18 protein-coding genes and 1 pseudogene are annotated in these 18,468 nt (G+C 65.0%); 15 read left to right on the top strand and 4 right to left on the bottom strand.

Annotation, left to right across the window (positions count from 1 at the left end; all coding sequences use genetic code 11):
* Positions 1-31: 31 nt before the first annotated feature.
* Positions 32-781, bottom strand: a complete 750-nt coding sequence (locus L0976_RS23220) for a sulfite exporter TauE/SafE family protein (protein ID WP_203316580.1) — start codon at positions 779-781, stop codon at positions 32-34.
* Between the two features lie 97 nt (positions 782-878).
* Between L0976_RS23220 and L0976_RS23215 the strand changes: the two genes are divergently transcribed.
* On the top strand, positions 879-1,769 hold the full coding sequence (locus tag L0976_RS23215) for a LysR family transcriptional regulator (protein WP_094543298.1): 891 nt from the start codon (positions 879-881) through the stop codon (positions 1,767-1,769).
* 21 nt (positions 1,770-1,790) lie between these two features.
* Here L0976_RS23215 and L0976_RS23210 read toward each other — a convergent pair whose 3' ends face one another.
* Entirely contained in the window at positions 1,791-2,444 is a 654-nt protein-coding gene (locus L0976_RS23210) for a glutathione binding-like protein (RefSeq protein ID WP_179253463.1), read from the bottom strand.
* 13 nt (positions 2,445-2,457) lie between these two features.
* Positions 2,458-3,384 (bottom strand): alpha/beta fold hydrolase, encoded by a 927-nt coding sequence (locus L0976_RS23205; protein ID WP_094543294.1) that lies wholly within the window; start codon positions 3,382-3,384, stop codon positions 2,458-2,460.
* A gap of 60 nt (positions 3,385-3,444) precedes the next feature.
* Here L0976_RS23205 and L0976_RS23200 point away from each other — a divergent pair, with 60 nt between their 5' ends.
* From L0976_RS23200 to L0976_RS23145, 12 genes and pseudogenes are all read left to right on the top strand, one after another.
* On the top strand, positions 3,445-4,014 hold the full coding sequence (locus L0976_RS23200; RefSeq protein ID WP_094543292.1) for a TetR/AcrR family transcriptional regulator: 570 nt from the start codon (positions 3,445-3,447) through the stop codon (positions 4,012-4,014).
* A 387-nt stretch (positions 4,015-4,401) separates the two neighbouring features.
* Positions 4,402-5,355, top strand: coding sequence for an ArdC family protein (locus tag L0976_RS23195; RefSeq protein ID WP_094543291.1), 954 nt, complete (start codon positions 4,402-4,404; stop codon positions 5,353-5,355).
* Positions 5,355-6,146: a hypothetical protein gene (locus L0976_RS23190; RefSeq protein ID WP_094543289.1), complete on the top strand. Its 792-nt coding sequence runs from the start codon at positions 5,355-5,357 to the stop codon at positions 6,144-6,146. Before L0976_RS23195 ends, L0976_RS23190 begins: the two co-directional genes overlap by 1 nt.
* A gap of 88 nt (positions 6,147-6,234) precedes the next feature.
* The gene (locus L0976_RS23185; protein ID WP_094543287.1) at positions 6,235-8,379 is read left to right on the top strand and encodes a chromosome partitioning protein ParB; all 2,145 of its coding nucleotides are present in this window, start codon (positions 6,235-6,237) and stop codon (positions 8,377-8,379) included.
* A 97-nt stretch (positions 8,380-8,476) separates the two neighbouring features.
* Positions 8,477-8,747 (top strand): annotated as a pseudogene (locus L0976_RS23180) (DUF6117 family protein).
* Positions 8,744-9,043, top strand: coding sequence for a hypothetical protein (locus L0976_RS23175; RefSeq protein ID WP_094543285.1), 300 nt, complete (start codon positions 8,744-8,746; stop codon positions 9,041-9,043). Before L0976_RS23180 ends, L0976_RS23175 begins: the two are co-directional and overlap by 4 nt.
* Before the next feature lie 95 nt (positions 9,044-9,138).
* Entirely contained in the window at positions 9,139-9,561 is a 423-nt protein-coding gene (locus L0976_RS23170) for an antirestriction protein (protein ID WP_094543282.1), read from the top strand.
* A 155-nt stretch (positions 9,562-9,716) separates the two neighbouring features.
* Positions 9,717-10,265: a hypothetical protein gene (locus L0976_RS23165; protein WP_094543279.1), complete on the top strand. Its 549-nt coding sequence runs from the start codon at positions 9,717-9,719 to the stop codon at positions 10,263-10,265.
* A 68-nt stretch (positions 10,266-10,333) separates the two neighbouring features.
* Complete coding sequence (locus L0976_RS23160; protein WP_094543276.1) at positions 10,334-10,735, top strand: hypothetical protein; 402 nt, start codon at positions 10,334-10,336, stop codon at positions 10,733-10,735.
* A 9-nt stretch (positions 10,736-10,744) separates the two neighbouring features.
* Complete coding sequence (locus L0976_RS23155; RefSeq protein ID WP_094543274.1) at positions 10,745-10,939, top strand: hypothetical protein; 195 nt, start codon at positions 10,745-10,747, stop codon at positions 10,937-10,939.
* A gap of 72 nt (positions 10,940-11,011) precedes the next feature.
* The gene (locus L0976_RS23150; protein ID WP_094543271.1) at positions 11,012-11,428 is read left to right on the top strand and encodes a hypothetical protein; all 417 of its coding nucleotides are present in this window, start codon (positions 11,012-11,014) and stop codon (positions 11,426-11,428) included.
* Positions 11,421-12,065, top strand: coding sequence for an antitoxin of toxin-antitoxin stability system (locus L0976_RS23145; RefSeq protein WP_094543269.1), 645 nt, complete (start codon positions 11,421-11,423; stop codon positions 12,063-12,065). Before L0976_RS23150 ends, L0976_RS23145 begins: the two co-directional genes overlap by 8 nt.
* Before the next feature lie 81 nt (positions 12,066-12,146).
* On the opposite strand, the gene L0976_RS23140 is transcribed toward L0976_RS23145, so the two are convergent.
* The gene (locus L0976_RS23140; protein ID WP_143853304.1) at positions 12,147-12,545 is read right to left on the bottom strand and encodes a hypothetical protein; all 399 of its coding nucleotides are present in this window, start codon (positions 12,543-12,545) and stop codon (positions 12,147-12,149) included.
* A 259-nt stretch (positions 12,546-12,804) separates the two neighbouring features.
* On the opposite strand from L0976_RS23140, the gene L0976_RS23135 reads away from it, so the two are divergent.
* Both L0976_RS23135 and L0976_RS23130 read left to right on the top strand, forming a co-directional pair.
* Complete coding sequence (locus L0976_RS23135; RefSeq protein WP_094543264.1) at positions 12,805-17,160, top strand: strawberry notch family protein; 4,356 nt, start codon at positions 12,805-12,807, stop codon at positions 17,158-17,160.
* Positions 17,160-18,206, top strand: coding sequence for a toprim domain-containing protein (locus L0976_RS23130; RefSeq protein WP_094543262.1), 1,047 nt, complete (start codon positions 17,160-17,162; stop codon positions 18,204-18,206). Before L0976_RS23135 ends, L0976_RS23130 begins: the two co-directional genes overlap by 1 nt.
* The last annotated feature ends 262 nt before the right edge of the window (positions 18,207-18,468 follow it).

The raw sequence follows: 18,468 nt of genomic DNA, 5'->3' as shown, positions 1-18,468 counted from the left end.
GTGGATTTGCGTGCCCACGAGACTTCTCAAATCATAGCAGAGACCGCGTGGCCATTTCGCAGCCGAGCAGCAGCAGGCAAATCAGGAAGCCGCGGCGAAAGGCGAGCGGGCTGATCCGGTTGCGAACGCGCTGCCCCGCCCACATGCCCGCCAGCGCTGGCAAGACTGCGAGCGCCGATAGCGAGAGACGATCGGCCTGGAATGCCCCATGCGCGCCAAGTCCGATGGCGAGCGCGATCGTCGACACGGTAAACGAGAGGCCGAGAGCCTGCACGAGGTCGTCCTTCGACAGACCAAGCGCCTGGAGATAAGGAACTGCCGGGATGACGAAAACGCCGGTTCCCCCCGTCACGGCTCCTGTGATAGCGCCGATCAGCGGTGACAGCCACGGCTCGGTACGGCGCGGAACTCTGATCTGGCGCGCGAACAGTGTATAGGCCGCATAGACGACGAGCGCGATGCCGAGAAACGCTGTCGTAAGCTTTGTGTCGCCGCCGGCGATCCATGTCGATCCGAGCACGGTTCCCGCGACGACAGCCAGCATCATCGGCCAGAGCCGCCGCAGGAGCGGGACGAAGTTCGGGCCGGCCAGGAGCTGCCAGACATTGGTGACAAAGGACGGCACGATCAGCAGGCTTGCGGCCGCTAGCGGCGAGACAAGGGCACCAAGCACGCCCATCGCCACGGTAGGCAACCCCATGCCGGTGACGCCCTTGACGAGGCCGGCCGCGAAGAAGGTCGCAACGACTGCGGCCAGTAACGGTGTGGAAAGATCAAACATTGCCCATGACTGTCGAGCGGACGTCTTCGCGCAATGCGGAAAGACCGATGCGTGACTTCGGCTATGCCGAAGGCAAAAATGCGACTATACGTTCAGCATGCGTTTCGACCTGATTGATCTGCGCCTTTTCCTGGCCGTCGTCGATGCCGGTAGCATCACCCATGGCGCGGCCGATGCAGGGATGTCGCTGCCGGCTGCCAGCGAGCGGTTGCGCGACATGGAGGCCGCAGGCGAGGTCCTGCTGCTCCAGCGCGGCCGGCGGGGCGTCAGTCCGACCGAAGCCGGCGAGGCGCTCGCCCACCATGCGCGCACGATCCTGCATCAGATGGCGCAGATGCGCGGTGAGATATCCCGCTACGCCAAGCGAATGCGCGCAAGCGTCCGCATCTTCGCCAATACGGCGGCGGTTACGGAATTTCTGCCCGCACGGCTCGCGCCCTGGATGGCAGCCCATCCACAGATCGACATCGAACTGAAAGAAAGGCAAAGCTCTGAGATCGCGCGCAGCGTTGCCGCGGGCTTTGCCGAAATCGGTATCCTGTCCAGCGCCGCCGAGATCGCCGACCTCATATCGCACCCCTTCGCCATCGACCGGCTGGTAGCCGTCTTCGCGCTGGACCATGATCTTGCGAAAAAGCCCCAGCTTCGCTTCGCCGATCTGCTCGATCATCCTTTCATCGCCTTGGCGGACGGAGCTTTGCAACAGCACCTAGAGATGCAGGCTGGCCAGCTTGGGACGAAGTTGAAGTTGCGCGTAGCGCTTCGCAGTTTCGAAGGTATCTGCCGAATGGCCAGCGAGGGCGTCGGCGTCGGCATCGTACCGGAAACGGCAGCGCGGCGCTTGAGGCGATCCGCACGTATTGCAATGGCTCGGCTTCAGGACGGCTGGGCGACGCGCGAACTGTCCGTTTGTGTTCGCAGCGAAGCGGAGCTGACCGCGCCCGCGCGCAGTCTGTTCGAGCATCTGACATCGGCAACGCACGCCTGATGGGCCGTGATGGACATCATCTCAAGCCAGGCCCTCCAGCTCGAGCGCCTGCTTCACCGCCAGACGTTCCAGCACCTTGTTCATCAGCTGTGCCCAGTTCGGCCAGCTCGTGTCCATCTCAAGACCGATCCGCCGGCCCCAAAGCCAGAACACGACCAGATAGGCATCGACGACCGTGTATTGGCTGGGCACTGCCCATTCGCGGCCATCGGACAGGATATGGTCGATATGATCGTAGGCGGTGAGGATGTTCTCCATCCCCTTGCTCTTCACTGCCTCATGGAGCGCCGGATCGGCCACGAACCGGTGCGGACGCCAGAGCTGGCCATAGCCGATGCCGTGTAGATCGATCGAGATCCAGCTCAGCCATTCCAGGCATCGGGCTTCACCGGCCGGATCGGCAGGCAGCAGTTTCGCCTCGGGATGGCTTCGAGCAAGAAACAACAGGATGGCGACGGCTTCGGTTAAAAGGTCCGGTGCGCCTCCAGCGCCACCGGGAACGCCTGTCAGCGCCGGCACGCGGCCTTTCGGGTTGAGCGCCAGATAGTCCGCCGTCGTCGTGCCTTCGCCGTTTTTGGCTGAGCGGACCTCGGCCTCGTAAGGCTCGCCAATCTCCTCCAGCACGATGTGGATAGCGAGCGAGCAGGCGCCGGGCGAGTAAAAGAGACGGTGCATGAAAACCTCCCGTTCAAGGATCGATGACGTGGCCGCGCCATGGATTTCGGCCGTCGCGAAGCCACAGAAGCGTCTCCAGCCAGAAGCCGGAGGCATGGCTGTCGTGGAACAGGCCGAAATGTCCGACCGTGTCGCGGCCAAAGTCCGACGGCCGTAGCAGCACCGCGATTCGCTCGGCGCTGCCGGTGTAGTATTTCAACGTCCGGCGAATGGCGGCCGGCGTCCCAAGCTCGTCGTCGGACATGGCCACTGCCAGGATCGGCGCCGTGACGGCAGCCATGCGGTCGAGCGCGCCCCGCCTCACCGCGCGCGGATGGCTATGCTCGAAACGCGGCCGGCGAAAACTCCATTCAAGAGCGACGCCAGCCGGCAGGTCTTCCAGCCAACCCAGCCGGCGGCCGGGAAAATAGCCAAAGGCAAGTGTCAGCGCGGGCATCGCGACATGCCATTTGAGAAACAGGTGGAGCCGCCGATGCAAGGCGTAGTCGCCCCACCAGGCATATTGGGCGCCAACGGTCAGCATGCGCTCGATGCGGCGAGCACTCGCAGCGAGTCCCGGCAGGAAGCCGCCGACGCTGTGCCCGACCACCAGCACTCTGTCATGACGACCCTGCTGCTCTATGAACCTGATGGCGGCTTCAAAATCCAGCTCGCCCCAGTCACGCCAGCGATAGCCGCAGCCATGCAGACGGACGGGCCGCGACAGCCCGATGCCGCGATAATCATAGGTCAGCACGTCGAATCCGTGCTCCACGAGGAAACGGGCATAGCGATGGTAATAGCGCGCGAGCACCCCGGTTGCAGGATTGATAATGACGGTCCCCATAGGGTCCGCTTGCCGGACCCGCCAGAGATGGCCGGCAAGCAGAACACCGTCTGGTGAGGAAAGCTCGACCGGCTGTCCTTCAATAAGAGTGGTGTTTGAAGACGGGTTACGCATGCCGGAAGGATAAACGTGTAGGCCGGTTGAGTATATTCACTAGTCGGTATACATTCGGGCATGGCTAGATCACTGAGACCGACACGCGAGCGCATCATTGAGGCAGCCGGGAAGCTGTTCCACGCGGAAGGCATCCGCGCCGTGAGCGTCGACGCGGTCGCCGAAAAGGTCGGGCTCACGAAGCGAACGCTCTATTATCACTTCCGCAGCAAGGACGACCTGATCGCCGCCTATCTCGAAACGCGCGACCAGCCGAACCTTGCGTTGTTCCAGCACTGGTTCGCCGAGACCGAGGGCAACACGGCGGACAAGGTGCAAGGCATTTTCCGCAATCTGGCGGCGTCTGCGCGGCATCCCAAGTGGAAGGGGTGCGGGTTCCTGCGCACTTCGGTCGAGCTCATCCACCTGCCGGGACATCCGGCGATCCTCGCGGGCCGCGCGCACAAGAAGCGGGTCGAGGACTGGCTCTGCGTCGTGCTGGAGGAAATCCGGGCCCCCGACGAAGCGCGCCGTCTCGCGCGGCAGATCGTTCTTCTTCTCGATGGCGCATTCGCCGTCGTGCTTCTGCACCGGGACACCAGCTATATGGACAGCGCCGGCGAAGCGGCTGCGCAATTGGTCCGCGGCTGATGCGAATGAACGAGTCGCAGGTCCGTCGAGATTGGCCTGCCGACTTGCGGCGATTTGGTCGAGAAGCTACGGCAGGAGGACCTGCGCATCGCTTTTGATCTGCTCATAGACGGGTTGGCGGATGCGGTTTCGGCTTGAGTAACCGTTTTCGGATACCTCGCCTGAAGGGCGTAATTACTGATAGTCGGCTTTGCGTTTTCCCGGGTTTACGATCCGATAGAACTTTGGGGGAAAGTCTTCCCCCTGGCCGGCGCCGAAGTCGCCGGCACACCCCCTTCTGCGGGGAGACCCCGCAACGCCCCCCGAGAGTCAGAGTGCGGACTGGGTTAGCCGTGACGGGTTGAGGGCTGGGAGAGAGGCTCCCGGCGCCCGTCGCGGAGAACCGCGATGTCCAGACATGACCGCACCCCTCGCACCGGCTCCGACCGGACGAACCTTTACGACGAAATCACCGACAAGATCATCGCCGACCTCGAGGCCGGGCGCTTCCCGTGGGTGCAGCCCTGGGGCAAGGCCGAGGCCAAAGCCCCGCTTGGGCTTCCGAACAACGCCAGCACCGGCCGCGCCTATAGCGGCATCAACATTCTCATCCTCTGGGGCGCAGTCGTACAGCATGGCTTTCCCGGTCAGGGCTGGCTCACATACCGTCAGGCGGCCGCGCTTGGCGGAAATGTCCGCAAGGGCGAGCACGGCACCACCGTCGTCTATGCCGACCGCTTCATCCCCGAGGACGAGAAGCGGCGGGCGCGCGAAAGCGGCGAGGAAGCCCAGGCCATACCTTTTCTCAAGCGGTTCACCGTGTTCAACACGGCCCAGTGCGAGGGCCTGCCCGACGACATCACCGTTGCCGCGCCGCTCCCGCCGCCCGGCCTCATCGAACCGACGGTCGAGGCTCTCATCAAGGCGACCGCCATTGACTTCCGCATTGGTGGCGATCGGGCCTTCTACATGCCTACGCTCGACTACGTGGCCGTGCCACCGCCGCAAGCCTATTTCGAGCCGATCAACTGGCACAGGACCGCGCTCCACGAGATCGGCCACGCCAGCGGCCACCACAGCCGGCTGAACCGCGATCTCTCCGGTTCCTTTGGAACCAGGAAGTATGCGTTCGAGGAGCTCGTGGCCGAGATGAGCTCCGCCTTCTGCTGCGCCTCGCTCGGCATCGTCCCGACCGTACGACACGCCGATTATATCGGATCGTGGCTGGAGGTGCTACGCGAGGACAATCGCGCCATCGTCCGCGCCGCCTCGCAGGCCAGCAGAGCGGCCGACTGGATCTTGTCCTTCCTTCCCGAGACCGATGCTCCCGCCGCCGGCGCAATCGACAGAAGGGCGGCGTGATGCGTTTTCGTCGCTGGCATCGGTCCGCACCCTATGGAGACACGTCGCGTAAACGCGCGGCATTTCTCCGCAAGCAGCGCCTCCAACGCGAGGCGCTGCCGCTTTTCGCCGAAGAGATCGCCGCCGGTCAGCTCTCCGTCGACGAGGAAATGGCCCGTCGAGCTGTCTGGTGGGACGAGGCCGAACGCGAGCGCCGCCGTCAGCGCGCTGCCTGGTGGCGCAAGGGCCGCGCTCGGCTCTTCGCGCTTCCGGACACGCTGCGCGCGCGGGTGCGCGAGATCTGGCGGGCCTGCCCGTATCCGGCCGATCCGGCGAGCTTCGCCGATTTCCTCCATCAAATCGCGGTCGGGAAGCTAAACCCCTGGCGGCCACCATGGAAATTCCATGAGGACCGCGAGGCGCGGATCACGCGCGACCCGGCGACGTTCGACCAGGCCTTCCGCCAGATCGGCCGCAGACAGAAAGGCGACGGGCCGAAGACCACACCGGCCGACGAGCTGCTGTTCTGCGGGAATCTCGGCTCAGGCATCATTTTCTTGCGGTCGCGTGTCCGACCGATTGAGCGCCACGAAAGCTTCTACGTCTCCTACAGCCACCGCCCAAGCGTCTCCAACGACAGGGGCGGCCACTTCGTCGAGATCGAGGTGATGGGGGAGTGCTCGGATGCGGAGCTGTCAACAATAAAGCGGATCGCACAGGCCGCCGATACGCGCCTTGTCGTCATCCGTCGTGCAGCGCGCAGGATCCAGGCCACGGAGGGGGGCGGCCACCTCACACCGAGCCCGCCTTAGCCGCCGGAGAGGAAGAGGGGGGATGGGGATTTATGACGGGTTTAGGGCTGAGAGAGAGGCTCTCGGCGCCCGTCACGGAGTAGCCACCATGGCCCGAGCCAAGAAGAAGCCTGCCCTCGAACTGATCGAGTTCTCGCGAGCGCGCGACATTCCCTTCAACCGCATCCGTTTGTCCCACGACAATGTGCGCGAAACCGATGTCGAAGCCGGTCTCGACGATCTCGCCTATGACGTCGAACGACGCGAAGATCTGATCCAGGGCATCAACGTCCGCGCCATCCTCGATGCCGACGGCAACGAGACCGGAGATTTCGAGACGCCGGCCGGCGGCCGCCGTTTCCGCGTCATCGCCCGGCTGGTGGAGAGGGGCCGCTTCCCCGCCGATGGTCTGGTTCCCTGCATCGTCAAGAAAGCCAACGCCAAGACATCGGCCATCGACGACTCGCTCGCCGAGAACACGTTCCGGCTCGCGCTTCATCCGCTCGACCAGTTCAAGGCATTCAAGCGGATGGTCGACGGCGGCATGACCAACGCCGAGGTCGCGAGTGCTTATTTCACCACGGAGCGCTATGTGGATCAGCGCCTTGCACTGGCGAAGGTCTCGCCCACGCTCCATGCCGTCTATACAGAGAACAGCATGACGCTGGCGATGCTCGAGTCGTTCACCGCGCACCCGGATCACGCACGGCAGGAACAGGTCTGGGACGCCGTCCGGCAATCCCACCATCGCGAGCCCTGGCGCATTCGCAACATGCTGACCGAGACCAGCGTTCCCGCATCCGACAAGCGGGTGCTCTTCATCGGCCTCGACACCTATGTGGCGGCCGGCGGGCCGGTTCTGCCGCGTTACCTCTTCGACGATGAGGAAGACGGCTGGCTCGACGATGTGCCGCTTCTCGATCGCCTCGTCGCCGAAAAGCTTAAAGGGGTCGCTGCGGCGGTGGCCGCCGAAGGCTGGAAGTGGGTCTCGGCGGACCTCTATCTTCCATACGGCCATCAGTATGGGCTGCGACCCATCCCGGGCGAAATCGATGATTTGACCGAGGAAGAAAATGCGGCCTTCCTGGCGCTGCGCGACGAACACGCCGACCTCGAAGACAAATATCATGCGGTCGACGAACTGCCGCGCGAAATCGACTATCGTCTTGCGGAGCTTGAAAAGCAGATCGAGGCCTTCGAGCGTCGCCGGGTTATCTACGACCCCGCCGAGATTGCCATCGCCGGCGTCTTCGTCACTGTCGATGAGGATGGCGAGCTCGTTGTCGATCGCGGCTGGGTCCGTCCCGAGGACGAGCCGACCGCGTCCGTCGAGGGCGAAACGCCGGAGATCGAGGGCGACGGGGATGCCGACGGCGTGACCACGTCCGATGTCCAGCACGCCGTGATCACCGTCGGCGGTCAGCCGGTCGAGTTCGACGAGGAAGAGGACATGATCAGGCCTCTTCCCGAGAAGCTCGTCGCCGAGCTGACGGCACACCGCACCGTTGCGTTGAGCGACGCCGTGGCCGCCAATCCGCATATCGCCATGACGGCGCTGCTGCATCGTCTCGTACGCGACCGCTTCAAGCGGTCTCCGAGAGGCGCGACCGTTCAGGTCGAGGTTCAGGAAGTCTACTTCCGCGAACAGGGCATCGATCTCAAGAACAGCCCCTATGCGAAGTCGGTGGCAGAACGGCACGCCGGCTGGAAGGCAGGTATTCCGGCCGATGATGACGCTCTCTGGGATTGGCTCGACGCCCTCGATCTCGATAGCCGGCTGGCTCTTCTCGCTCATTGCGTGTCCTACGGCATCAACGCGCTCTACGAGCGGCCGAATCCGCACAGTGCCACCGGCATTTCTGAATACGACCTTCGCACCCGTATGGCCGAGGCCGACCGCCTTGCCCGCGTCACGGGTCTCGACATGGCGGAGGCCGGCTTCCGTCCTACCGTCACGAACTACCTCGGCCGCGTGACCAAGTCCCGCATCCACGAAGCCGTGCATGAGGCGCTGGGCGAAGAAACAGCGCGTCTCATCGACCACATGAAGAAGGATGAGATGGCGCGTCAGGCCGAACGCCTCCTGGCCGACACCGGCTGGCTGCCGGAACCGCTTCGCCTCTTTGTCGAGGAGCCGGCCGCCGACATGCAGGCAGTAGCCCAGGAAGATGATGTGGCGCTGCCGGAGTTCCTTGCCGGCGATGACAAGGCGGATGCGTCCAACGATCCGGTGGTTCTCGTCGCCGCCGAATGACACCGAACGTCGAGGCGGCTTCGGTCGCCTCGCATTTCATTCTTCCCACTTCACGGCCCGGCCTCTCGCCGGGCCATTTTCGTTTCAGGAGACCATCGTGGCCATTCCCGATCCAGTCCGCACAAACTTCAACACGCTGCTGTGCGCCGCCGGCGACGGCAATCTGGCGCTCACGGAGTGCCTGGACGCCGTCACCCCGTGAGCGTCGCTACGTCCTCTGCGCCGTGGGCCGCGCAGAGGGCGGCCATATCGTCATGACGCCGTTCGGCCATCTCGCCGATGGCAACCCCTTTGATGCTTACCTTCCGCCCGATCCCGACGATCCGAACGGCTTCATCTCAACGCCGGACGGGGGGACTGCGACATGATTACCGTCGAAGAGATACTGGCTGCGGACCTGCGCTGCCCTCCCTCGCAGCGCTCGCTGCCGTGGCCCGAAACCCGCAATGGCGTCACCGTCGTCGTCGAGCCGAAGCCGCATTGGGCTGCTGATATGGCAGCTTTCCGGCTTCAGGATCGGTCCTGGTGCTACTACGCCGACTGGATCGAGAACGGCCCAGCCGCGCGGTTCTTCGATCACCCCGAAACCAGCGGCAGCGACGTGATGACCAATGCTCACGCCATGCTCGCGCGCGAAATCGCGCAGGGGCTCTGGCGCATATGAAGAGGAAGAGAGCGGACGGGCCTGGCTGGTTTCGGACCGGCGAAGAGAGAGCGCTCACCGGACCTGTCTCCATCCTCTCTCAGGAGAACCAGGCCATGACGCTCCAGACCAGCGCACGCCACTTTGCGACCCTTGTACCGTATGATCGTCGCGAAAACTTCCTGCCGACATTGTTCGGTCTCCGGCACCTCATAATCGCGGAAAACGCCGTCTATCATTTCATGGAGCGGCTCAGTCCTTATGACTATGGCGGCGGTTTCTGGGATTTTTTCGAGCTCCGGGGCCGGCCTCTGTTCCTCGCGCCTACGTCCCGCAAGCGCATGCGGATCGAAAGCGGGATCACCGAGTTCCGTGGCGAGGTCTCCGCGGAGGCCGCGGGCATCATCGCGACCCTGTTCGTCCTGTCGCACCTCTCCATCCAATACGAATCCGATCATCTCGCCGAAGGCTATCATCGCCTCCATGACTATCTGGACGGACATCCCGAAGCATCGGCGATCTATCAGGCAATCGATTGAAGGACATCGAGCGTCCCGTCTTCCTGGCGGGGCGCTTTTTTCATGCCGGCCACGGCCGCCATTCGAGAGCGATAGAGGGAGAGGGGTGTCGGTTTGACCGTGACGGGATGATGGGCGGGAGAGAGGCTTCCGCCGCCTGTCACGGAGACTTCACGATGAACAGCTTCAGCATTGCCAACCTCGGCGCGAGAACCTTTCCCGCAGTCGCGGCGCTCACCGCCGCCCGAAAGCTTCCGCTGCGAATAACCTGCCTCGGTGAGGCCCGCTATGCCGGGAACGATCCGGATCTCGATTCCTGCACCCTAATCAGCACGGTCGATCTCTGCCAGTGCAGTTCCCTCGACGACGCGATCGCCTGCGTCGAACGCCTCTCCCGCCGCGATCGCTTCGAGACCGGCGAAGGCGACGCCATGACGTTCAAGCCTCGACTGTTCGTCGTTATCGACGGAGAACAATGCCAGGTTCTCGCTGGCGAGCCTTCGCATCGCAGCGTTCGTTGGTGCGATCCCGTCGCTTCGGATGGCGAAACGCGCCTCGTCGTCGCGAAGGCCAGCAAGCTGCGTGGGGAAGCGTCGTCCGAGGCGCGCCGGGACAATGCCGCTTCCGCCCAGGACCTGCGCTTCCGCGCCAGCATCCTTGAGGGCCGGCTTGTCCATGCCGACTGGCGGCAGACGGTGCGGGCCGCGCTGCTGAGGGCGGCGTGACGCCAGACCCCGGTTTTCCGATCCAGCCCGGCCACCGCGCCGGACACATTCATTTGAGGAGTATCCCAATGCCGAAATTTGTTGTCCGCAAAGGCCACGATGCCTTCGTCTACTACGAGACCGTCGTTGAGGCCGACACGTCCGAAGAGGCGCGAAGCCTCGCCAAAAGTGTCCACTACGATGGCGAATGGCTCGCCACCGGCGACGTGCAGGAGTTCGACGATTACGAAATCGACGAGCACAGCGGCGTGCGCCTGCTCGAACCGCGAGAGACCGTCGAAGCGTTTCACACCATCACCGTGACGGCCCGCGAGCGCGACGCCGTGCTCGCCGGTCTCTCCACCCTTCAGCTTGCTCTTATCAATGGGCCCCTCGATCCGGTGTTCACGGGCGACCTCACCAACAACGGCGCGCACGCCGGCCTCGAACTCCACGAGATCGACGAACTGTACCGACGCTTCAAAGTCTAGGAGGCGGCGGTGTACGCCACCTATCTCCGTCTCGACATTCTGGTCTGGGACAGCGACCGCGCCGTCATCCGGGCGGCGCGGCGCAAGCTGTCCCGCTCAGCCTGGAACGATCCCGAAAAGCGGGACGCGCGAAAGCGCTTCTATCGCGAGATGTTAGGCCACCACGCCGAGGCTCAGCGGACTGTGGCGCACTTCCGCCTCTGACCACGACACCACCGTATCCATCGACCATCGCCCGGCCGTCGCGCCGGGCTTTCTCGTTTTCAGGAGCCCGACATGGCCGACCACTTCACCCATTTCTCATGCCTGCTGGACGTCGGCACACCCGACAATGCCGCCCGCGCGCTTGCGCTTTACAATCAGCTTTCCGAAGACGGCGCATCCGAGGATCCGCCCTCGGACGGTTTCCTCTTGTCGATCCAGCCCGAGCACGGCGGCAGCAAGCTCTGGATGCGCGACGACGTCACCGGCGATCCGGAACGCCTCCTTCAGTTCGTCAGGATCTGCGCCGCGGAGTTTGGCCTGAAAGGCCGCTGGGGCTTCCAGTACGCCAACTCCTGCTCGCAGCCGCGTGTCGACGCCTTCGGCGGCGGCGCGCATGTAGTCGACCTCACCACTGGCAAGACGATCGCATGGACCTACACCGATGGGTGGCTTGCGTGGGTCCTCGGCGGAGGCGATCCCGATGAGTAAGGTGATCGAGACGAAGGTCTATCAACTTGCTGAGCTATCCGACGCCGCCAGGGAGAACGCCCGAGCATGGTATCGAGAGGGCGGCTTCGACTATGACTGGTACGCTACCATCTTCGATGATTTCGAGCAGATTTGCGAAATCCTCGGCGTTCGCCTGAAGGCGCGCGCCGTCCGGCTGATGGGCGGCGGAACCCGGCAGCAGCCACGCATCTACTTCACCGGCTTCTGGTCGCAAGGGGACGGCGCCTGCTTCGAGGCGTTCTATTCCTACCGGAAGAACGCCTCGCGCGACATCCGGGGCCATGCCCCGAAGGACGACCGCCTGCATGCCATCGCCGACGGTTTGCAGACCGTCCAGCGACGGAATTTCTATCAGCTCCGCGCTGATGTCAGCCACCGTGGCCACTACTATCACGCCTATTGCATGGCGATCTCTGTCGAGCGGGACAGTCCGACCTGGCAGGGCATGACCGCCCATGCCGGGGAGATCGTGACCGAGGCGCTGCGCGATCTCGCTGACTGGCTCTACCGGCAGCTCGAACGCGAATACGAATACCTGACCTCGGATGAGTCCGTCGAGGAGACCATCATCGCGAACGAATATACCTTCACCGAAGCCGGCCGTCGCTTCGGCTGACGCTGTCGAGCGTCCCGTCTCCAAGCCGGGACGCTCCTGGCATGGTCGCGTTGGCTCGCCTGGCGGGTCGTTGGGGCCGCGCTACCACTCACCCTTACGCCGGTCCACCGCGTATTCGAAGCGCAGCGCCCACGGCCGGATCGCCAGATTGTCATCCGTCCGCGTCACGCGCAGTCGCGACATTCCCGGCGCGACGGTCGGCGCAGCGTCGAAAACGACGGGGATCGTGTAAACCTCCCGTGCCTGCCGGTTCTGGTAGCGGGCCTCCGCTTTGACAATGACCGCGGGCGCGATGTCCCAGATCTCCGACAGGGCCGCGAGGCCAACCGCGATCGCGATGGTGCAGGCACGGAAGGCGGTCGAGGTCGACCAATGCCCCTCTCCGAAACCCGGCAAATCGGACGTGATCGTCGATGCCGCGAACGCCAGGATGATGAGCCAGTAGAATCTCGGCGCACGCGGAAGCAGCCATGTCCTCACGAGCTTAATCCTTCCAATATCGCGGTTTTTTCGGGATTTGCGCGAGCAAACCTGCGCCAAATCTAGCCCGCTCGATTGTAGATCAAAGCCGTCGTCTCAACGAGGTGACGGCCGGAAACCTCCGGCGGCGAACGGCTGCTCTCGGCGATTTCGCGGAAGCTGTGAGAGGAAGAGAGGGGCCGGGACGGATTTGAGCCGGTGCGGTCGAGAGAGAGCGCTGCGCGGCTCGATCCCGTCCGCTCTCCCGAGGTTCCCCATCATGAACGTTACATCCGCAACCGCGGCCGCCGAGGTCGCCGCATCGCTTCCGCCCGTCGTCGCTTCCGGCATGGCATCGGCGATCGTCGCGGCCGCGCAGCTTCTTCTGCCTCACCTGGAACGCGGTCAGCCTATCAACGCCACCGTGCTGCGCGGCGCGATGGAATCCGCATTCGGCGCTTCCGACACCGCCGGCGCGTGGGACTGGAAAACGGCCTACGAGGCATGCGAGGTCACGACCGTCCTCATGCTGCGCAAATACGGAAAGCCGCTTTTCCGCAAAGCCGGCTCTCCGCAAGCGATCCTGTCGCAACTCTCCAAGATCGCCGGGCTGGTGCCGACGCACACGCGCCGTTCCGACGAGGCGCAGAGCTTCCAGCAGTTCTCGACGCCGATCCCCCTCGGCCTGGCGGCGTCGGTCGCCGCGGCGATTACGCCCGCCGACCGGGTGCTGGAGCCCTCGGCCGGGACCGGGCTTCTCGCTATCCTGGCCGAGATCGCCGGGGGCTCGCTCCTGCTCAACGAGCTTGCCGACACCCGCGCCGATCTTCTCTCACTCCTCTTTCCGGCCCTTTCCATCACGCGCTTCGACGCGGCCCAGATCGACGATCACCTCGACCGGGCTCTCCTCCCGACCGTCATTCTCATGAACCCGCCGTTCTCGGTGTTGGCGAATGTCGAGGGACGCATCGCTGACGCCGCCTTCCGGCATGTCGCCTCGGCGCTGTCGCGCCTCGCGCCCGGCGGCAGGCTCGTGGCGATCACCGGTGCGAACTTCGCGCCCGACTCGCCAGCATGGTCTTCGGCTTATGCCCGTCTGCAGGAACGCGGCCGCGTCGTCTTTTCCGCCGCTATCGACGGCTCGGTCTATGCCAAGCATGGCACGACCATCCCGACGCGGCTGACCGTCATCGACAAGCTTCCGGCTGCCGATCCGTCCGTCCCGGCCGCGCCCGGGGTCGCGCCTGATGTTGCCACGCTTCTTGGATGGCTGGCCGAGCATCTCCCGGCGCGCCTGCCGGTCGATCCGGCGATCGCTGTGCCGGTCGCCGCGCCTGTCGCGGCCCGGACTGTGCGCGCCTACGTCAACCGGGCGGCCAAGGCGGCACCTGCTGTGACGCATTCTCAGCCGGAGGGCGTTCCGCTCGCCTATGAGACCGTTGACTGGAAGCCCGCCGAGGCCGGACGCCTCTCCGACGCGATCTATGAGGAATACGGCCTACAGACCATCCGGATTTCCGGCGCCGCGGCGCATCCCACCCAGCTCGTCCAGTCGGCGTCGATGGCGAGCGTCGCCCCGCCGAAGCCGAGCTATCGCCCGACCCTGCCGGCGAACGTGCTTGGTCTGCTGTCGGACGCGCAGCTCGAAACCGTCATCTATGCCGGCGAAGCACATGCCGACTTCCTCGCCGGCAAATGGACGGTCGACATCACCTTCGACAAGCTGTCCGCCGCCGTCGAGGACGCAAAAGGCGCTGTCCGTCTCCGCCAGGGCTTCATGATCGGGGACGGCACTGGCGTCGGCAAGGGACGCGAGTCGGCCGCGATCATCCTCGACAACTGGCTCCAGGGCCGGCGCAAGGCGGTCTGGATCTCCAAATCCGACAAGCTTATCGAGGACGCGCAGCGCGATTGGAGTGCGCTCGGCATGGAGCGCCTTCTGGTCACGCCGCTATCGCGTTTCCCGCAGGGCAAGCCGATCGCGCTGAACGAAGGCGTCCTATTTTTAACCTACGCCACGCTGCGCTCCGACGACCGCGGAGAGAGGGTTTCGCGGGTCAAGCAAATCGTTGAATGGTTGGGCTCCGACTTCGATGGAGTGGTGATTTTCGACGAGGCGCACCAGATGCAGAACGCCGCGGGCGGTAAGGGAGAACGCGGTGATGTCGCCGCCTCGCAGCAAGGCCGCGCCGGCCTGCGCCTCCAGAATGCGCTTCCGAACGCCCGTATCGTTTATGTCTCCGCCACCGGCGCGACCACCGTCCACAATCTCGCCTATGCGCAGCGGCTCGGGCTATGGGGCGGCGAGGATTTCCCCTTCGCCACGCGCGCCGAGTTCGTCGAGGCGATCGAGGCCGGCGGCGTCGCGGCGATGGAGGTGCTCGCCCGCGATCTGCGCGCCCTCGGCCTCTACACCGCCCGCTCGCTTTCCTTCGCCGGCGTCGAATACGAGCTCGTCGAGCATGAGCTGACGGCCGAGCAGATCCGCATCTACGACGCCTATGCCGCGGCCTTCGCCGTCATCCATAACAATCTCGATGCGGCGATGCAGGCGGCCAACATCACTGGCGGCGGCGAAGGCGGGTCGGGCACGCTGAACAAGCAGGCGAAGTCCGCCGCGCGCTCGGCCTTCGAAAGCGCCAAGCAGCGCTTCTTTGGCCATCTGTTGACTTCAATGAAGACGCCGACCCTGCTGCGCTCGATAGCCGCCGATCTGGAGGCGGGACATTCGGCCGTCATCCAGATCGTCTCGACCGGCGAGGCGCTGATGGAACGGCGGTTGGCGGAGCTACCGACGGAGGAGTGGAACGACGTCCGCGTCGACATCACTCCGCGCGAGTACGTCCTCGATTATCTCGCCCATTCCTTCCCCGTCCAGCTCTACGAGCCGTTCACGGATTCGGAGGGCAATCTGTCGTCTCGACCGGTCTATCGCGACGGCCAGCCGGTCGAAAGCCGGGAGGCCGTCGCCCGCCGCGACGCGCTGATCGCCAAGCTCGCCAACCTGCCGCCGGTTCCCGGCGCGCTCGACCAGCTTGTCCAGTATTTCGGCACGGACACCGTTGCCGAGGTGACGGGCCGGTCGCGACGCATCGTGCGCAAGGGCGGCGGCAGCGTCGCCGTCGACCGCCTTGTCGTCGAGACGCGCGCCGGAGCCGCCAATCTCGCCGAGACCCAATCCTTCATGGACGACGCCAAGCGCGTGCTCGTCTTCTCCGACGCCGGCGGCACCGGGCGCAGCTACCATGCGGAGAAGTCGGCGAAGAACACGCGGCTGCGCATCCACTATCTGCTCGAGGCAGGCTGGAAGGCAGACGCCGCCATCCAGGGCCTTGGCCGCACGCACCGCACCAACCAGGCGCAGCCGCCGCTGTTCCGGCCGATCTCGACCAATGTGAAGGCCGAGAAGCGCTTCCTCTCGACCATCGCCCGCCGCCTCGACACGCTGGGCGCGATCACGCGCGGCCAGCGCCAGACGGGCGGCCAGGGGCTGTTCCGCCCCGAGGACAATCTGGAAAGCCATTACGCCCGCGATGCACTGCGCCAGCTCTACCTTCTGCTGGTGCGCGGCAAGGTCGAGGGTTGCTCGCTCGACCGCTTCGAGCGGGCCACCGGCCTAAAGCTGATGGATTCGACGGGCATTAAGGACGAGCTGCCGCCGATTACGACGTTTCTCAATCGCATGCTCGCTCTCACGATCGAACTTCAGGGCATCCTCTTCACCGCCTTCGAGCAGCTCCTGACCGCCCGGATCGAGGGTGCGATCGCCTCGGGAACCTATGACGCCGGGCTGGAGACGCTGCGCGCCGAGAGCTTCGTCGTCGTCGATCGCCAGACGATCTACACGTATCCGCGCACCGGCGCGGAAACCAGCCTGCTCACGATCAACGAGCGCAGGCGCAACCGGCCGGTGACGCTCGACGCAGCTCTCGCCGAACTCGGCGATCCGCGCGCAAAGCTGCTCGTCAACGAGCGCTCCGGCCGAGCCGCCGTCCAGATCCCGGCGAGCAGCGTCATGCTTGATGATGGCGAGGTCGAACGGCGCGTCCGCCTGATCCGCCCGACCGAGGCCCACAATATCCCGGTGCGCTTCATGGGAGAGACCCACTGGGTCGAAACCGACCGGAACACCTTCGCCTCAGCCTGGAGCGCCGAGATCGCCGAGGTGCCGGAGTTCACCGACGCGACGCTTCACATGGTCACAGGACTGCTTTTGCCGATCTGGAAACGGCTGCCGAACGAATCGACGCGCGTCTACCGGCTCCAGACAGACGAGGGCGAGCGCATCATCGGTCGCAGGGTCTCGCCGAAATGGGCGGCGACCGCCACCACGACCGGCGCGGTAAGGATCACGTCAGACGACGCCTTCACGGCGCTGATGGACGGCCGGACGATCCTCGACCTCGCCGAGGGCCTTCAGCTTCGCCGCGTCCGCGTTATGGGCGCGAACCGCATCGAGCTGTCGGGCTTCGACGACACGATGCGCGAGCGCCTGACGGCCTACGGATTGTTCCACGAGATCATCTCGTGGAAGCTGCGCATGTTCGTGCCGACCGACGCGAATGGCCCGGTCGTGCTTGCCAAAGTGCTCGACCGATTTCCGGTCGAACGCATCGGCGAGCGGGAGGCCGCCTGATGTCCCGTCAAGACGCCTCCGAACTGGCTATCCGCCTCGGCCATCACGCCGAAGCGGTTTGCCGCCAATACTTGTCATCCGGCCGACGCGCCGGGCGGTACTGGCAGGTTGGCGATGCGCGCAACAGCCCCGGACGCTCGATGTTCGTGCGCCTGACCGGGCCTGAAACCGGCAAGGGCGCAGCCGGCAAATGGACCGACGCATCGACCGGGGAACACGGCGATCTCCTCGATGTCATCCGCGAGGCGCTCGGCCTCATCGACTTCAAGGACGTGGCAGAGGAAGCGCGCCGGTTCCTCTCGCTCCCTCATCCCGAGCCGGAGAAGACGGGGACGCCGACCGGCAGCACGTCCAGCCCCGCGCCGTCGGGATCGCCGGAAGCCTCGCGCCGACTTTTCGCGATGTCGCAGCCGATCGGCGGCACGCTTGCGGAAATCTACCTCAACGGGCGGTCGATCACGTCGCTATCCGGCGTCACCGCGCTGCGCTACCATGGTCGGTGCTACTATAAACCGGACGAGCATTCGCCCACCGAGATCTGGCCGGCGATCGTCGCGTCCGTCACCGACCTCAACGGCAGGCAGACCGGCGCGCACCGCACCTGGCTTTCGCCGGACGGTTCGGGCAAGGCGCCCGTCGATTCACCGCGACGGGCGATGGGAGACCTTCTCGGGCACGGCGTCCGGTTCGGCGTCGCGGATGAGGTGCTGGCAGCCGGCGAGGGCATCGAGACCGTGCTGTCGCCCCGTCAGGTCATGCCCCACATGCCCATGATGGCGGCGCTCTCGGCCGCGCACCTCGCCGCCATCCTGTTTCCGCCGACGCTCCGCAGGCTCTATGTCCTCCGCGATCGCGATCCGGCCGGAGATGGCGCACGCGACAGCCTGCTTGCCAGAGCAGCGAGCCTCGGGATCGAGGCGATTTCCCTGTCGCCGAAGCTTGAGGACTTCAACGAGGATCTGCGATGGCGCGGAGTCGACGCCCTCCGGGCGGCCCTGATGGAGCAAATTCATCCTGACGACGTCCGCCGTTTCGTGGACGGCTGAGGCGATCGGCGGGGGATAAGGCGCGGTAAAGGCGTCTTCACCTGCGGTCTCCGTTCATCATCGCAAGCGGCCTTTGCTGTCCGAGAGCCCGCAGCCACGGCCTTCTGAGAGGGCGATCGGCCCACAAACGGCCCGGCCGGGCAATGGCGCGGCGCCCGGCTATTTTCCGCCGGCGGCTGTGCCGCCTTTGCATCGCGAAGCAAAATAGCCGGGCTTGGCCATCGAGGCCCTCGCGAGAGACGAGGGCTGCCAGTCCGGTCCG

The organism is Shinella sp. NM-101, assembly GCF_021401195.1.
GTDB lineage: Bacteria > Pseudomonadota > Alphaproteobacteria > Rhizobiales > Rhizobiaceae > Shinella.
This window is presented reverse-complemented; position numbering and strand designations above follow the sequence as displayed.

Coding starts and splice junctions, on each gene's coding strand:
- L0976_RS23160 (WP_094543276.1), top strand. CDS start 10,334: ATGCCGAAATTTGTTGTCCGCAAAGGCCACGATGCCTTCGTCTACTAC.
- L0976_RS23210 (WP_179253463.1), bottom strand. CDS start 2,444: ATGCACCGTCTCTTTTACTCGCCCGGCGCCTGCTCGCTCGCTATCCAC.
- L0976_RS23165 (WP_094543279.1), top strand. CDS start 9,717: ATGAACAGCTTCAGCATTGCCAACCTCGGCGCGAGAACCTTTCCCGCA.
- L0976_RS23185 (WP_094543287.1), top strand. CDS start 6,235: ATGGCCCGAGCCAAGAAGAAGCCTGCCCTCGAACTGATCGAGTTCTCG.
- L0976_RS23150 (WP_094543271.1), top strand. CDS start 11,012: ATGGCCGACCACTTCACCCATTTCTCATGCCTGCTGGACGTCGGCACA.
- L0976_RS23135 (WP_094543264.1), top strand. CDS start 12,805: ATGAACGTTACATCCGCAACCGCGGCCGCCGAGGTCGCCGCATCGCTT.
- L0976_RS23200 (WP_094543292.1), top strand. CDS start 3,445: ATGGCTAGATCACTGAGACCGACACGCGAGCGCATCATTGAGGCAGCC.
- L0976_RS23175 (WP_094543285.1), top strand. CDS start 8,744: ATGATTACCGTCGAAGAGATACTGGCTGCGGACCTGCGCTGCCCTCCC.
- L0976_RS23215 (WP_094543298.1), top strand. CDS start 879: ATGCGTTTCGACCTGATTGATCTGCGCCTTTTCCTGGCCGTCGTCGAT.
- L0976_RS23205 (WP_094543294.1), bottom strand. CDS start 3,384: ATGCGTAACCCGTCTTCAAACACCACTCTTATTGAAGGACAGCCGGTC.
- L0976_RS23195 (WP_094543291.1), top strand. CDS start 4,402: ATGTCCAGACATGACCGCACCCCTCGCACCGGCTCCGACCGGACGAAC.
- L0976_RS23190 (WP_094543289.1), top strand. CDS start 5,355: ATGCGTTTTCGTCGCTGGCATCGGTCCGCACCCTATGGAGACACGTCG.
- L0976_RS23130 (WP_094543262.1), top strand. CDS start 17,160: ATGTCCCGTCAAGACGCCTCCGAACTGGCTATCCGCCTCGGCCATCAC.
- L0976_RS23145 (WP_094543269.1), top strand. CDS start 11,421: ATGAGTAAGGTGATCGAGACGAAGGTCTATCAACTTGCTGAGCTATCC.
- L0976_RS23220 (WP_203316580.1), bottom strand. CDS start 781: ATGTTTGATCTTTCCACACCGTTACTGGCCGCAGTCGTTGCGACCTTC.
- L0976_RS23170 (WP_094543282.1), top strand. CDS start 9,139: ATGACGCTCCAGACCAGCGCACGCCACTTTGCGACCCTTGTACCGTAT.